A 15,179-nucleotide genomic window follows, 5' to 3' on the forward strand; every position below is an offset into this window, starting at 1 on the left:
GGAGTTAGTCTACTTGTACACGGTACAGATATTGCCACCGCTCTTCAAAGGTAATACCCTTGTGTAAATAGTAAAGGGTACCGTCGTGAATTTGCTGTTGCTTTAAATAAACCTCAGGTATTACAGCTGCTTCTCTCAGTATGCCAGTCCTCGGGTTCACCTCGTATACATAAGTATAATTGCGATCATTGGTCAAAGTGTAGAGCTTTTGGGAAACAGCATCTTGCAATATTTTAGCACTAAAAGCGCGCTTTTGATGAAAAACAAAAGGGACTTCTCTACGGAAAGAGGTGTCTCCTGCCCGAAAAAAAGTAATGCGATGATTGGCAAAATCAAACAGCAGTAAATCATCCTCTATAGTGAATAGTTGAGCATTCACAGGCTGGTAAATGATTTGTTGGGCAAATATGCGTTCGTCATTTAATAGGTTAGCTACGCGCTGCTCTTCGTTGCCAATCCCCTGTAAAGTACTTGCTTTATTGGCCAGAAATCGATCCTCGTCAGCGAGGCGGCGAAGAAGGTCTTCACTATAGATTTCGGCCAATTGAAAGGCTTCTCCCTCTCTAGGGGAGGCAAAAATTGTGAAAATCTGTTTTTGCTGACGATAATAACCGGTATAGGTGTACTCCTCGTCGGCGAGTAGGCATGGCCGTAAAAAACGATTGTACTCATATATCCTACTTTGAGCGCCGATGAATAGCTCTTGACTGTTGTGAGATAATTCCGTAATCGAATTTTCGTAAATGACATAAGTATTGCCCATGCAGCTGTTGAATAAACCTTCCGGCCTGGTTTTTTCGAGTGCTTTCTCATCTATTATTTCTCCAGAGAGCTGAGTCAACTGCACCCGGTAATGAGGAGATTTGTCGGAGTGGATAAGGAACACCATCTTTTGATCCTGTATCATGAAATCCATAATGGTGCGGTGGTCTGGAGAGATTTTTTCTGGCTCCTGATAGGCGCTAACTACAATATCAGGTAAAATAGAAACCCCTTTGATGAGTTTGATGTCCAGCAAATTTTCTTTTTTAGCCAAGGGCACCAATGCCTGTTGATAACCAAGGTAAGAAATGACCAGTGTGTCTGGAAAAGTGGTTAAAGAGAGAGAAAAATAGCCATTTTCGTCGCTAATGGCGCCCTGGTTATTATTTATCGCATAAATGGTTGCACCCGACAATGGTTCTCGGGTAGTAGCATTACTAACAACCCCTTCTTGTCCCCAACCAATGGATGATAGCAGCAGCAGTAGCAGAATAATAAAGCATAACCGGGCCATGTTTTGATTTTGGTGCTTAAACTTATCAAAAATAGGGGGATAGACAATGTGCAATTATTGAAGGGCTACAATCGCAAGGTGAGATACTTATTTGATTGACTAAGGGATAAAATAATGCTTCTGAGCGGAATACTATTGGAAGCTTTGTTGAAAATTAATATATTTGCCATGGCAACTAATTTTAGCCTCAGTCCTAACCAACCAAAATCATCAATTATGTCTAGCACTACCACTGCTCCAGAAAAAATTTACCAGGAAGCTGCCGATTTTATGCCTCTGCTGGGTACTGACTATGTGGAGTTGTATGTAAGTAATGCTAAGCAAGCCGCCCATTTTTATCAAACGGCAATGGGTTTTCAGCCTTTGGCTTACGCCGGATTGCAAACCGGTTTGCAGGATCGGGAGTCCTATGTGTTAGAGCAGGGGAAAATTCGCCTGGTACTCACGTCTCCATTGAAAAGTGGCACTGCTATTGGTAAACATATTGACCTGCACGGCGATGGTGTCAAAGTGGTTGCGCTTTGGGTTGATGATGCGACTGCCGCTTACAAGGAGGCTACTAGTCGTGGTGCAATATCCTATATGGAGCCAGTGACTGAAGAAGACCAGCACGGAAAAGTAGTACGATCAGGCATTCACACTTACGGCGAGACGGTTCACATTTTTGTAGAACGCAAAGATTACCAGGGCGTATTCCTTCCAGGTTACCAGCCTTGGAACTCCACCTACCAACCTGCTCCTATTGGTCTTCAGTATATCGACCATATGGTAGGTAATGTAGAGCTTGGTGGGATGAATAAATGGGTCGATTTCTATGCTGACGTTATGGGCTTTACCCAGATCGTTTCTTTTGATGATAAAGATATCTCGACCGAGTACACAGCATTGATGAGTAAGGTGATGAGCAACGGCAATGGCCGCATCAAGTTTCCTATCAACGAGCCAGCGGCTGGTCTGCGGAAATCACAGATCGAGGAATACCTGGATTTTTATGAAGGAGCTGGCGTTCAGCACCTGGCAGTAGCTACAGATGACATCATTGGAACGGTCAAAGAGTTACAAAGCCGCGGGATAGAGTTCCTGCAGGTACCGGGTACTTATTATGATACCCTCTTGGACCGAGTAGGAGAGATCGAAGAAGATCTTGCACCGCTACGTGAACTGGGTATCTTGGTAGATCGCGATGATGAAGGTTATTTACTACAAATCTTCACAAAGCCTATTCAGCCTCGGCCCACTATGTTTTTCGAAATTATTCAACGTAAAGGTGCACGCTCTTTTGGCAAAGGTAATTTCAAAGCCCTCTTCGAAGCCATCGAGCGAGAGCAGGAGTTGAGAGGAACCTTGTAGACTAACTTTTCTCTTGTTCGGCTAGCATCTGGGCAAGCATACCTTCTTTCATAGAGAAACGAGAAACGGTTAGTTTTTCCACTTTAGCTATTTTTAAAACAAGCTTTACGAGAATCATTGCAACGACAATCATATCTGCCCTATCATCGGGGATATCTGTCATAGTATGGCGTTCTTCTTGATTAGCACTGAGAATTCGTTGATAGAGATTTTCAAAGCCATCAAGAGCAACTTCGTCGCAATGAGGGGTCGGCCTAACGGTCCCTAGTATATTGGCAATCACATCAAAAGTACCTGCGGCACCTACGAGGTGATGCGTAGGGAAGCGACTAAGTGCTAGTTCTAGGTCGACCAGTTTGCTCTTTAGAAATAGCCGGGTCTGCTCTATTTCGATACTGCTGATGGGCTCCGTTTGGTGAAGCTTTTTGTACAAAACAGCTACTCCCACAGGGAAACTCTCAAACCATTTAACCCCTGTTTGGTCAACAATAATGAATTCTACACTGCCACCTCCAATATCCATAACCATCCACGGTGCCTCTTGAGGGCCAATCGCCTGGCGGACACCTTCGTAAATGAGTTGTGCCTCTTCCTTGCCGGGAATAATGGCGATTTCTAGGCCAGTTTTTGCTTTTACTTCGGCAACGAACTGTGGGCCATTCTCTGCGGTGCGCAAGGCAGCAGTACCAGATACTCGAGTGGCCGCGACTTGGTATTCGTTTATCTTTTGAGCATAAGCCTCCAACGCACTCAAGGCCCGCTGATATGCATTTTTGCCAATGCGTTGAATGCCATCTTCAGCTAATTTAATAAACCTTCTTTCACGATAAATCGTGGAGAATCCTCCTTCTGGCTTAGGCTGAGCGATAAGTAGGTGGAAGGTATTGGTTCCACAGTCGATGACAGCAAACTTGGACATAACAGGTAATTAGTTGAAGAACAAACATACGCAATTTGATCTCTGTGTTTTTTTTAAAAAAAAACAGAAGTAAGAACTGAGGCTCTAAAGCTTTTAGGAATGTAAATTTATTACTGCACCATTCCTTAGCGGTTGTAGTAAATCGTTTTAATCCTGAACTATTCCTTGGTAGTCTTTTGCGGAAGTCTTTACTTTCGTAAAAAAGAAGATTTTGGAGGTAAATGCTCAACATCCGGTCTGTATTCAGGTGATCCAGTTACTGGAGCAGCTTATTTGTACTCGTTCCTTTTCTAAGGAAGAAAAAGAAACGGCCGACCTTATTGCTGTTTTTTTTGAAAACAATGGGCTAGCAGTAAATCGAAGCAAAAATAACGTTTGGGTAAAGCACCCTCATTGGCAAACAGACTTGCCTGTTATTCTGCTGAATTCCCATCACGATACGGTCAAACCAGCTGCTAGTTGGCAACGTGACCCTTTTGTGGCCAATTGGGAAGGAGATCAACTTTTTGGTTTGGGAAGCAACGATGCCGGTGGCCCCCTAGTGAGCCTGATCGCTGCATTTCTATTGCTTAAAGATCAGAAGAACTTGCCTTTTAACCTTATCATGGCCGCTACTGCGGAAGAAGAGATCAGTGGCGCCGGAGGGATTGCTCATATTTTGCCAGAGCTAGGGCCACTAGCCGGAGGAATTGTTGGCGAACCCACGCTAGGCCATGTTGCCATAGCAGAGCGAGGCCTGATCGTTATTGACGGTGAGGCAAAAGGCGTCTCTGGGCATGCTGCCCGGGAGGAAGGCACCAATGCTTTGTACATTGCACTGGATGATATCGCTCAGCTACGAGAATACACTTTTCCGAAAATATCCTCTATGCTAGAAGGTGTCAAGGTTTCAGTTACCCAAATTGCCGCAGGCAGCCAGCATAATGTGGTACCTGACCGTTGCCAATTTGTGGTGGACGTAAGAGTGAACGAGCATTATACTAACGAGGAGGTCGTGGCCGCACTACAAGCCGTGTGCCAATCAAAGTTGACGCCGCGTTCATTACGTTTACAATCATCAGGGATAGCTGCCGACCATCCGCTGGCGAAAGCTGTTGCTATCCTTGGCTTGTCTACTTATGGGTCACCCACTCTCAGTGATCAAGCGCTGATGCCTTTTCCTACTATTAAACTGGGCCCTGGAGACAGTGCTCGTTCTCATACGGCAGATGAATTCATCCGCCGAACAGAAATCATTGCCGGTATCAAGACTTACCTTAGCGTTCTCGGACAACTTAAATTTGGAACAGCACGAAAATAAAACGCAATTTGTTTTCTGCGCAATACTTTGATAAATAATGGATTATAAGAGTGTAAAGGATTCTGAAGTCTTCATTTCAGTACTGATGCAGCCATCCCATTCTAATTTTGGGGGTAAAATCCACGGGGGGTATATTCTCTCTTTGATGGATCAGATTGCGTTTGCTTGCGCTTCCAAGTATTCAGGTGCTTATTGTGTGACTGCTTCTGTAGATACTGTCGACTTCCGCAACCCGATTGAAATAGGCGAATTGGTGACCATGAAAGCGTCTATCAATTATGTAGGCCGCTCATCTATGGTGGTAGGTATCCGGGTAGAATCTGAGAATATTCAGAGTGGCTTTGTCAAACATTGCAATTCTTCTTACTTCACTATGGTTGCCAAGGATGAAGAAGGTAAAACAACCAGCGTGCCTGGCTTGATTTTGAATAGCGATATCGATCGCCGCCGATTTGTTAAAAGTATCCGCCGGATGGAAATGAAGAAAGCACATAGTGAAGAATATAGGGCCCTTGATGGCAGTACGGCGGAATCACTGGAAATACTTTCTGAATATAACGTCCAAGTAAATCTTTCTAATAATAATGAGTAATACCCCTAAAAACAAACTTTGGCAGAAAGCGTATGGCTTAGATGCCAAGATTGAAGCTTTTACCGTAGGCCGTGATCGGGAACTTGATCTTCAATTAGCTCCTTTTGATATTGCTGGTTCCTTGGCTCACGGAAAAATGCTTAGTGAAGTAGGCTTGTTGCCTCCAGAAGAGTATGAATTGCTGGCTGATAAACTACGTCAGCTTTATCAAAAAGCGATAGACGGCGAATTCTCTATTGAAGAAGGGGTTGAAGATGTACACTCTCAGGTGGAAATGTTGCTTACTTCGGCTTTAGGGGATATTGGTAAAAAAATTCATAGTGGCCGTTCTCGCAACGATCAGGTTTTAGTTGATTTGCGATTGTTTTTTCGCGCAGAATTGGCGACCATTGTTCGTCAGATAGAAGCCTTGAGCTCCCTGTTGCTAGAAAAAGCAGAAGCCAATAAAGAGGTGTTACTTCCTGGATATACACATTTACAGGTGGCGATGGTTTCCAGCTTTGGCTTGTGGTTCAGCGCGTATGCCGAAAGCCTGACAGATGATTTGGAGCTGTGGCGCGCTACCCACCATATTATCAACCAGAATCCGTTGGGTTCAGCGGCCGGATATGGCTCTTCTTTTCCTTTGAACCGTCAGCGAACGACGGAGTTGCTAGGGTTTCGAGAATTGGCCTATAATGTAGTCCATGCTCAAATGGGGAGGGGTAAAACAGAATTGAATTTTAGTTTTGCCTTGGCGGGAACAGCTCAGACCCTGGGGAAAATGGCAATGGATGTTTGTTTGTATAACTCTCAGAATTTTGGTTTTCTGAAACTACCTGATGATCTGACCACCGGGTCCAGTATCATGCCTCACAAGAAAAATCCAGATGTTTTTGAGTTGCTCCGTGGACGCTGTAATCAATTACTTACCCTGCCTGCGCAAATGGCCCAGCTCAATGGCAATTTACCTTCAGGTTATCATCGTGATTTTCAGTTACTCAAGGAGGTTCTCTTTCCTGCAATTTCACAAATGAAGCAAGTATTGGATCTAACGACCTATGCGATCACTCATCTAGAGGTTAAGAATAACCTTTTGGAAGACGAAAAGTACCGTTTACTTTATAGCGTGGAAGCGGTCAATGCAGCAGTACTCAAAGGATTGCCGTTTCGCGATGCGTACCAAAAAATAGGTGCAGAAATAGCTGCAGGTACTTTTGATCCTCCACGAAAATTAGGACATACCCATGAAGGCAGTCTTGGGAACCTTTGCCTTCCACAAATAAAGAGCAAAATAGATAGTGTAATGGAGCAATTCAACTTTCTCTCCTGGGAGGAAGCTATGGCTCAGCTTACCAACTAGTTGTTCTCTTCGTGTAATAGCTTTACTTAGTAGCCCCAGAAAACGTTGTTTCCTGGGGCTACTAAGTTTATGACTCTTTGTCTTGACGCGAATAATTACCAGCGAAAGCCGAGGGTAAACACAAAGTTTTCTCGGACCGTGTCATTATTTACGAATTGCTGTGCTGCATCTGCAGTAAGATAGGGTGTGTAAGTCGTTTTTTGGCCAGCACGACGATAAGCAAAGTCCAGATAATACGTTTTTTGGCGTAAACCTAACCCAAAGCTACCAGTTGGATAAAAGGTATTGTCACCAACGATGGGAGCTTGCTGAAGACCCACTCCTCCTCTTAGTCGAAAGTTGCCAATCGCATATTCCGCGCCAGTCCGAATTTTTACAGCACTAGAGAGGTTTGCTTCGGTTTCTTTATTGATTTCAGCTTCATCGGTAGAGAAACCATCAAAAAGGAAGCGATTTTTGCTGTAGTTAACATATTCTACTTCGCCGGTAAGGAAGCCACTTTTGCCAAAAACAGTACCAATACCTCCCAAAAGTCGCCATGGGGTGCGGAGGCTATAGTTGAACTGTCCTTCCGGAGATTGGGCAAAGCCATTGCTTTCTGGTTCCTCGGGTAGCGTATAACTATAGTCCATGCTTGTCTCGAAAGTTTCGTCTACCTGGTAAAAAGTAGGGGTGTGGATAGCCATGCTTAGCCGCAAGGCCTGATGCGCACGGTAAATGAAACCCAGTTTAAGGTTGATACCTGCTCCAGAGGTCGTCAGGTCTTGTGTATAACGGAGATCGTTGAATACAAAAACTTCATCAGTAGGGTCGGTTTCTGCATATTCTTTCTGTTCCTGGTAGTTTAGAAAAGGAACACCAACAGCTAATCCCCAGAGGAATTTATTCTGTACATTACCAGCGAACCCAAAAGACAATTCCGTTAACGAACCACTGCGAATGACTGTCTCTGAACGTTCTATGACAGCGTCCTCTTGACCGTCAAAATCACTGAAATAGAAACCACTATTGTCATCTTGAATTAAAGCTTCTGCATCGTAAGCTACTCCAGCTTCAAAATCATCAAGCCCTCGATCATTGGCTAATTCCGCGAATCGTTGCACCAAACTTCCTTTGGAAGCCCCCTGATAGTAGAATTGTTGGTTGAAATCTGCCAAGCGATTTATGCCGATGGCAAAGTTGAAGGTCTCCATCCCGTTAGCACCACGTGAGCTGGTAACAATACCAATATTAGGAACATTGAATTGTACCGCTGCATCATCAAAATCCAGCTGGTTGTCACCGTTTAGTAAACGGGTATTGGCAGAATTAATATACAGTCCTGGGCTGATCATAAACTCAGACTTCCTGATCCATCCTAAGCCAGCAGGGTTGGTACTAATGACGGAAAAGTCGGCACCCAAAGGGCCTAATGCTCCTCCTGCGCCAGTGAAACGAGCACTTCCTATAGGATCAAAATCAGAATAACGCAAGGCGTCTCCAAAGTTTTGAGCGGTGAGTAAACTGCCAAATAAAAATGTTAGGAAAAAAACAAGAGGTTTGAATACGTTCATTGTAAAGTAAATTTTCGGGTTAGTAGAGGGCGTTTGTTCTTCTGATGGAAAATAAAATGGGTGGAAATGCTGCCACCTCCACCCATTTCATCTTATAGAAACCATATATTTTTTGGTCGTTTATCCGCCACGACGTGAGCTTGAGCTCGAACTGCCACCTCCGCGGCTAGAGGAGCTTCTAGAAGAACTTGAGCTCCGGCTGCTTGAGCTACTGCTCCGACTGCTACTTGAGCTCCGGCTAGAAGAGGTACTTGGCCTGCTGGAGCTGCTGCTCCGACTAGGACTGGCGCTGCTCGAAGGGCGACTTGATGAACGACTGGTACTAGAGCCACCACCACGGCTAGAACTAGAGGGACGGCTGCTACTTCTTGTAGAAGTACTTGGTCTGCTATTGCCTCCACTACGTGAACTACTTGGTCGAGTAGAAGGTCTCGTACTGGTCGACGGTCTTGTACTTGGCCGAGTTGATGGCCGAGTACTTGGTCTTGTCGATGGCCTTGTACTGGTTGATGGTCGCGTGCTTGGGTAAGTACGGCTCGATGGTCTTGCTGAAGGCTGCGTCCGACTAGTAGAAGGTCTTGTTGACGTACTTGTCGATGGTCGCGTACTACGAGGAGGCGCGATTTCCCGTGGTTCACTACTTGGTGCAGTCCGTGGATTGTAACTACTACTTGGTGCACTACGAGTTGTCGTAGCTGGCTGGCGAGTAGAAGTTGAATTACTAGGACTACTTGGCCGAGTTGATGGCTGTGGCTGAGTATAGTCACGCGTACGACCAGCAGCACTGTCCGAAGGGCGGTTTGTATCGACCCTAGGAGTGTTATTGTTACGGGTGCGTTCCCGTTCCGCTAGCGATACTGTAGCTTTAGGGCGATTATTGGTCACACCTGTAGGTCCACCGGACTGTAAAGGAATTGTGCGATTATTAGTTCTTGCTGCTACGGTAGAGCCAAGTCTGCGAGGACCATAAGCTACAGTAGTAACATTGTTGTCGTTGTAAACATTGGTGGTGTTGTAAACAAAGTTGTTGCCCCAGGCTGGTGGGCAGTAGAAGTTTGAGTAACCTCCTCCCCAACCATTGTTCCATCGGTTGCCCCAGCCGTTGTTCCAACCATTATTCCAGCCATTGTTCCAACCGTTACCCCAGCGGTTCCAGCCAAAACCAACGCCAATACTTGGGCCAAAAGCATAAGGATTATATCCAAAGTTCCACGAATTAAAGCGGTTCCAGCTGTTCCAACGATTAAAACGGTTGAAACGATTCCAGCGGTTATAACCCCAAGGTGAATCGTAAATCAATACCGTAGTCCCGCCAAAAGCATAGGGATCGTAGTAGAAAGCATCTATATAGCAAGGGTCGAAGTAATCGAAGCCATAATAAGGGCGGTGAAAACGTCGAATACGTGATGAGTAGTTGTAGTCGTAATCATCATAATATTCGTCATCATCATAGCCATAATCTTCGTCATAATACTCATCATTATAATTCGTATTCGCAGAAGAGTTGTTGTAGTAGGTGCTACTATTATTGTTATTATAGTAGTCAGAATCGGTTGCCGGATCGTAGTAGACATCGTCGTACTGAGCCGAAAGCGCGGAGGCTACCAGCAACAGGGCGGGTAGTAACATCCAGGCCGTCAGGTTTCTATTTTTCATATTCATTTTATTTGGCGTAATTACTGCTACACTCATTTTGTACTTATCAAACACTAAATTATTACTTTTGTGCCTGATTTTTAGTTAAGACCTTATTAAAAGCCCTTTTTGAGGGTGTTAAATAGTATTAACAAGGCGATTTAACTACTGTTAAGACGGTTTGGGAACAATTTAGTCACCTGAAAATGTTCTTTCTAACGACTTGACATTCAGAGGTCTTTAATATAATAACAGCTTATACCACTTAGAAGTTGGCCTGGCCAACACTTAGTAAAAGGACAATACGATTATGGCTAAAGCAATTGCGAATCGAGACGAGGATTATTCTCAATGGTACATTGACATTGTAAAAAAAGCAAACCTTGCTGACAATTCCGCTGTGCGGGGATGTATGGTAATTAAGCCTTATGGCTACGCACTCTGGGAAAACATGCGTGATCAGTTGGACAAAATGTTCAAGGAAACCGGTCACGTCAATGCTTACTTCCCTCTCTTTGTACCTAAGAGCTTATTTGAAGCTGAGGAAAAAAATGCCGAAGGCTTTGCGAAGGAATGTGCGGTAGTAACCCATTATCGGCTCAAAAACAACCCGGATGAGCCAGGGAAATTAATGGTAGACCCTGAGGCAAAGTTGGAGGAAGAATTGGTCGTTCGTCCTACAAGCGAGGCGATCATCTGGAATACTTACCGTGATTGGATCAATTCTTATCGTGATCTACCTTTGCTGATCAACCAATGGGCAAATGTCGTTCGTTGGGAAATGCGGACACGCCTGTTTTTAAGAACCGCCGAATTTCTTTGGCAGGAAGGGCATACCGCTCATTCAACCAAAGAGGAAGCTATTGAAGAAGCAAAGCGTATGCAGGATGTATACGCTCAGTTTGCGGAAGAATACATGGCAATGCCTGTTGTCCGTGGAACCAAGTCTGAAAGCGAACGTTTTGCCGGTGCGGATGATACTTACACCATCGAAGCACTGATGCAGGATGGTAAAGCTTTACAGGCAGGTACTTCTCACTTTTTGGGGCAGAATTTTGCGAAAGCTTTTGATGTTAAATTTTCAAATGAAAATAACAGGGAAGAGTATGTTTGGGCAACATCCTGGGGAGTATCTACCCGCTTGATTGGTGGCCTGATTATGACACATTCTGATAATGAAGGCTTAGTACTACCTCCTAAGTTGGCTCCGGTGCAAGTGGTGATCATTCCTATTCCAAAACCAGGAGCAGAGATTGATGAGGTAGCTGAAAAGCTAATGAAAGAATTGAAAGCCAAAGGTATCCGTGTACAATATGACACCGACGCCAAGAAGCGGCCTGGGTTTAAATTTGCNGAACACGAACTACGTGGTGTACCTGTGCGAGTAGGTATTGGCAAGCGTGATCTGGAAAAAGGTGTTGTAGAAATTGCACGCCGGGATACTAAGGAAAAATCGACTCAGCCTTTAGATGGGGTAGTGGGTTATATCGAACAACTGTTGGGAGATATTCAGGATAACCTGTTTAATCGTGCGCTGAAATTCCGTGAAGAAAAAACTACTGTTGTAGATACCTTCGAGGAGTTCAAAGCGGTCTTGAAAGAGGATATTCCTGGTTTTATTTCTGCTCACTGGGATGGTACCAATGAAACGGAACAGAAGATCAAGGAACTAACCAAGGCTACGATTCGTTGTATACCCAATGATGCTCCCGAAGAAGAGGGGCAATGCGTGTTCAGCGGCAAACCCTCCAGCAGGAGAGTCTTATTTGCTAAGGCTTATTAACGAAAACAACGCGTAGGGAACAGTGCAAAATAAATGATCCCAGCGCGAAGAATCAGTCAACCAGCGTGAGCAGTAGATTACTGTTCACGCTTTTTTATTTTAACTATGTCTTCATTACTACTAGAAAATTACCAAGAACAGCAAAATCGCCTACCTGTTATAGGCCAACACCTTTGTGCCCAATTCACATCAGATGATATAATCGTTTACCAGGCTTATCATCCGGGGATTGCAGATTTTGCAATACGAGAACAATCCTTTGGCGGGCCCCATTATTCGTTTTCCCGGATGACCTGGATCAAGCCTGGCTTTATGTGGATGATGTATCGGGCAGGTTGGGCAACGAAGCCTAATCAAGAACGTATTCTGGCTATTCGCTTAAAACTGGATGGTTTTTTAGCTATCCTCGAAGCAGCTGTGCATTCAAGTTTTCAGGAAGCTATTTATCAGGATCGGGAAAGTTGGCAGGCAGCATTGGGTAATTCGGATGTTAGGTTACAGTGGGACCCAGATCATGATCCTCATGGACAAAAACTTGATCGACGGGCAATTCAAATAGGGCTTCGGGGAGATTGGGTGCAACGATTCAATAAGGAGTGGATATTGGAAATCACGGACGTAACGAACTTTGCAAAACAACAATTTTCAGTGCTCTCGGAATCAGGTGTTGCAAAACTAGAAGTGCCAGTGGAAAATGTATTTCCCTTAGGGGAATATCCTTTAATTCAGCAGCGTCTTGGTGCAGATTAGAGAGAGGGGGTGTTTTTTATCGCAAAAACCGTTGAATTTAGATCATTATGCTCCTGGCTGACGGTTAATTGCACAGGGATCTCTGCTATTATTACTAAATTCACTCTTCTAAGTATTGCGTAAAAAATAGATTAAGAGTTTTCTGGAATTTTCCAAATAGACAACACGCTTAAAGTGGATCGCTTAGTTATCTATTATGGAAAATAAAATCTTAATCTATTTTTGTGCTGTTCCTAAAAGCGTAAAAAATGATAAAGACAAGTTTAGTGTTATTCTTCGCCTTATTGGGCCTGAATTTATTTGCCCAGGAAAGACCAACAGAAGATCCGGCTATTACTTATGCCAATACGATTACAGTAGAAGACCTTACTCGTCACCTTACCGTTTTGGCGGATGATGAAATGGAAGGGCGCGAGACCGGACAACCGGGCCAATACAAAGCTGCTCGTTATCTCGAAGAAATTATCAAAGGCTATGGCTTGCCAGGGGTTGGACCGGAGCAAACTTATTCACAGCCCATCTCTTTTATCTCTGAGCGTTGGCAAGAAATCGATTTTGTTATCAACGGTAGTAGCAAACGCCATTTGTGGGATTACTATGCTTATCCTTCAAAAAATGCTGATCGGGCTAAAGTGATGACTGATGAAGTAGTCTTTCTTGGTTATGGTATTGAAAGTGAGGAGTACGATGATTATGGTAATCAAAAACTAGAAGGTAAAACCATTCTGATTATGGATGGAGAACCTAAAGATCGAGATGGCGTTTCTTATATCTCGGGTACAGAGGAGGTTTCTGTATGGTCGGAAGATATTTCACTAAAGCTAAAAGCTGCTCGTCGGCACGGTGTGGAAACAGTGCTTATTCTTGATCCTAATTTCCAAAGGAACCTGAGCAGCGCCAGAAAAATTTCTCTGGATAGTAGGATGCACATGGGTTTTAGCGAAAAGCCAGCAGACAATTACAGTAATAGTATTTACATCTCGTCGGAAACGGCTAAAACCATTCTGGGGGCTTCGTACGGTAAGGTTGTGAAAGCAAGGAAGCGTATTGAAAAGAAAGGCAAGCCCAAGTCGGTAAGCATTTCCGTTGACTTGGCGCTTACCCAGCAAAAGAAAGTTAAAGAATTATTGGGCGAAAACATGCTCGCTTATGTTGAAGGATCTGATCCTGTTTTAAAAGACGAATTATTGATTGTAACAGCTCACTATGATCATATTGGTCGCCGAGGTAACTCCATCTTTAACGGAGCAGATGACAACGGATCGGGTACCTCTACTGTACTCGAAATAGCTCAAGCATTTACACTCGCTAAAGAAGCAGGCGTTGGCCCTAGACGGAGCATCTTGTTTATGTTGGTTTCCGGGGAAGAAAAAGGCCTTTTAGGTTCTGAGTTTTATGTTAATCACCCACTATTCCCTTTAGAAAGTACAATTGCCAACATCAATGTAGATATGGTAGGCCGGGTTGATGAAAAGCACGCTGCCGATCCTAATTATATTTATGTCATCGGTTCTGATCGTCTGAGTACAAGCTTGCATGAGATCAACGAAACGGCTAACGAAAAGTACACGCAGCTAGAATTGGATTATACTTATAATGCAGAGGATGATCCAAATCGCTATTATTATCGCTCTGATCATTACAATTTTGCTGAGCGGGGTATTCCTGCCGTTTTTTACTTCAATGGCACACATGCCGATTATCACCAGGATACCGATACTGTTGATAAAATCAACTTTGAAAAAATGGCTAGAATCGGTAAGTTGGTATTTTATACCGCTTGGGAATTGGCTAATCGTGATGAGCGGATTAAGGTGGATGTTGGTGTGAAGCCTTAGTCAGGTGTAAAGTTTAGGAGGGTGTAAAGGTGTAAAAGTCGACTCTTACACTTTTAAACACTTACACGTTTACACCCTCACACCCAAGTTTGTTTGTCTGATAGAATTCTTGTAAATTGCTGGCTCTAATTGTTTTTTTAGATGCGTCTAAATTAATGCATTCGTTTTATGCCAGATCAGTTATCCCAGGCGGAAGAGAATTATCTCAAAGCCATTTACAAGATTAGCCGCCAAAGCGGTACCCCCGTTAGCAATAACTCCATCTCAGTGGAGATGAATACCTCTGCTGCTTCGGTGACGGATATGATCAACAGGCTTTCGCAAAAAGACTTGATCCATTATCAAAAAAGGAAAGGTGTACGATTGACAGACCTAGGTGAAATTACGGCTATTCACTTGGTGCGTAAACACCGTTTATGGGAGACCTTCCTCGTTGAAAAACTCAACTTTACTTGGGATGAGGTACATGAATTGGCGGAACAACTCGAGCACATTCAGTCGAGGGAATTGATCAACCGTTTAGATGAGTTTCTGGATTTCCCAAAGTATGACCCCCATGGCGATCCCATCCCCGATGAAAACGGAAGAATAACAGAGCGCCAACAAGTATTGCTCAGTCAATTGCCAGTAGGTCAGAAAGCAGTTGTTGTAGGAGTTAAGGATCACAGTACACCCTTTTTGCAGTATCTGGAACGGACAGGATTGTTATTAGGTGCTGAACTGGTGATAGGTGAGCGGTTTGCCTATGACAACTCCCTTCAGTTGGAGGTTGCAGACGAGCAAAAGCTACTTATTTCTCAAAAAGTTGGACAAAATTTATATGTACAAAAGAAATAGAAAG

12 protein-coding genes are annotated in these 15,179 nt (G+C 44.0%); 8 read left to right on the plus strand and 4 right to left on the minus strand.

The window, feature by feature from the left end; translation table 11 throughout:
* Positions 1-4: 4 nt before the first annotated feature.
* The gene (locus A3EU_RS0121485) at positions 5-1,276 is read right to left on the minus strand and encodes a carboxypeptidase-like regulatory domain-containing protein (protein ID WP_020538264.1); all 1,272 of its coding nucleotides are present in this window, start codon (positions 1,274-1,276) and stop codon (positions 5-7) included.
* Between the two features lie 216 nt (positions 1,277-1,492).
* Here A3EU_RS0121485 and hppD point away from each other — a divergent pair, with 216 nt between their 5' ends.
* Positions 1,493-2,626 carry a 4-hydroxyphenylpyruvate dioxygenase gene (gene hppD / locus A3EU_RS0121490; protein ID WP_020538265.1) on the plus strand — a complete coding sequence of 378 codons (1,134 nt, stop codon included), beginning with the start codon at positions 1,493-1,495 and terminating at the stop codon, positions 2,624-2,626.
* A gap of 1 nt (position 2,627) precedes the next feature.
* On the opposite strand, the gene A3EU_RS0121495 is transcribed toward hppD, so the two are convergent.
* On the minus strand, positions 2,628-3,545 hold the full coding sequence (locus tag A3EU_RS0121495) for a Ppx/GppA phosphatase family protein (RefSeq protein ID WP_020538266.1): 918 nt from the start codon (positions 3,543-3,545) through the stop codon (positions 2,628-2,630).
* A gap of 211 nt (positions 3,546-3,756) precedes the next feature.
* Between A3EU_RS0121495 and A3EU_RS0121500 the strand changes: the two genes are divergently transcribed.
* From A3EU_RS0121500 to argH, 3 genes are read left to right on the plus strand one after another with little or no spacing between them, the layout of a single operon-like run.
* On the plus strand, positions 3,757-4,845 hold the full coding sequence (locus tag A3EU_RS0121500) for a M20/M25/M40 family metallo-hydrolase (protein WP_020538267.1): 1,089 nt from the start codon (positions 3,757-3,759) through the stop codon (positions 4,843-4,845).
* A 37-nt stretch (positions 4,846-4,882) separates the two neighbouring features.
* Complete coding sequence (locus A3EU_RS0121505; RefSeq protein WP_020538268.1) at positions 4,883-5,437, plus strand: hotdog domain-containing protein; 555 nt, start codon at positions 4,883-4,885, stop codon at positions 5,435-5,437.
* Entirely contained in the window at positions 5,430-6,779 is a 1,350-nt protein-coding gene (argH, locus tag A3EU_RS0121510) for an argininosuccinate lyase (RefSeq protein WP_020538269.1), read from the plus strand. The genes A3EU_RS0121505 and argH overlap by 8 nt, the downstream gene beginning before the upstream one ends.
* A gap of 95 nt (positions 6,780-6,874) precedes the next feature.
* Here argH and A3EU_RS0121515 read toward each other — a convergent pair whose 3' ends face one another.
* Complete coding sequence (locus A3EU_RS0121515) at positions 6,875-8,332, minus strand: hypothetical protein (RefSeq protein WP_020538270.1); 1,458 nt, start codon at positions 8,330-8,332, stop codon at positions 6,875-6,877.
* Between the two features lie 120 nt (positions 8,333-8,452).
* Complete coding sequence (locus tag A3EU_RS34360; protein ID WP_156825857.1) at positions 8,453-9,988, minus strand: hypothetical protein; 1,536 nt, start codon at positions 9,986-9,988, stop codon at positions 8,453-8,455.
* 289 nt (positions 9,989-10,277) lie between these two features.
* Here A3EU_RS34360 and proS point away from each other — a divergent pair, with 289 nt between their 5' ends.
* The 4 genes from proS (at position 10,278) to A3EU_RS0121550 (ending at position 15,175) form a co-directional block, all read left to right on the plus strand.
* Entirely contained in the window at positions 10,278-11,750 is a 1,473-nt protein-coding gene (gene proS / locus A3EU_RS0121535; protein ID WP_020538274.1) for a proline--tRNA ligase, read from the plus strand.
* Positions 11,751-11,855: 105 nt separating this feature from the next.
* Positions 11,856-12,500 carry a DUF4291 domain-containing protein gene (locus A3EU_RS0121540; protein WP_020538275.1) on the plus strand — a complete coding sequence of 215 codons (645 nt, stop codon included), beginning with the start codon at positions 11,856-11,858 and terminating at the stop codon, positions 12,498-12,500.
* Positions 12,501-12,748: 248 nt separating this feature from the next.
* Positions 12,749-14,338 carry a M28 family peptidase gene (locus A3EU_RS0121545; RefSeq protein ID WP_020538276.1) on the plus strand — a complete coding sequence of 530 codons (1,590 nt, stop codon included), beginning with the start codon at positions 12,749-12,751 and terminating at the stop codon, positions 14,336-14,338.
* Between the two features lie 168 nt (positions 14,339-14,506).
* Positions 14,507-15,175 (plus strand): metal-dependent transcriptional regulator, encoded by a 669-nt coding sequence (locus A3EU_RS0121550; RefSeq protein ID WP_020538277.1) that lies wholly within the window; start codon positions 14,507-14,509, stop codon positions 15,173-15,175.
* Positions 15,176-15,179: the final 4 nt, after the last annotated feature.

Origin of the sequence: Lewinella cohaerens DSM 23179, assembly GCF_000379805.1 — a bacterium.
GTDB lineage: Bacteria > Bacteroidota > Bacteroidia > Chitinophagales > Saprospiraceae > Lewinella > Lewinella cohaerens.

Excerpts from the sequence above, each read along its gene's own strand:
- A3EU_RS0121485 (WP_020538264.1), bottom strand. The coding sequence starts at position 1,276 with ATGGCCCGGTTATGCTTTATTATTCTGCTACTGCTGCTGCTATCATCC.
- hppD (WP_020538265.1), top strand. The coding sequence starts at position 1,493 with ATGTCTAGCACTACCACTGCTCCAGAAAAAATTTACCAGGAAGCTGCC.
- A3EU_RS0121495 (WP_020538266.1), bottom strand. The coding sequence starts at position 3,545 with ATGTCCAAGTTTGCTGTCATCGACTGTGGAACCAATACCTTCCACCTA.
- A3EU_RS0121505 (WP_020538268.1), top strand. The coding sequence starts at position 4,883 with ATGGATTATAAGAGTGTAAAGGATTCTGAAGTCTTCATTTCAGTACTG.
- argH (WP_020538269.1), top strand. The coding sequence starts at position 5,430 with ATGAGTAATACCCCTAAAAACAAACTTTGGCAGAAAGCGTATGGCTTA.
- A3EU_RS0121515 (WP_020538270.1), bottom strand. The coding sequence starts at position 8,332 with ATGAACGTATTCAAACCTCTTGTTTTTTTCCTAACATTTTTATTTGGC.
- A3EU_RS34360 (WP_156825857.1), bottom strand. The coding sequence starts at position 9,988 with ATGAAAAATAGAAACCTGACGGCCTGGATGTTACTACCCGCCCTGTTG.
- A3EU_RS0121540 (WP_020538275.1), top strand. The coding sequence starts at position 11,856 with ATGTCTTCATTACTACTAGAAAATTACCAAGAACAGCAAAATCGCCTA.
- A3EU_RS0121545 (WP_020538276.1), top strand. The coding sequence starts at position 12,749 with ATGATAAAGACAAGTTTAGTGTTATTCTTCGCCTTATTGGGCCTGAAT.
- A3EU_RS0121550 (WP_020538277.1), top strand. The coding sequence starts at position 14,507 with ATGCCAGATCAGTTATCCCAGGCGGAAGAGAATTATCTCAAAGCCATT.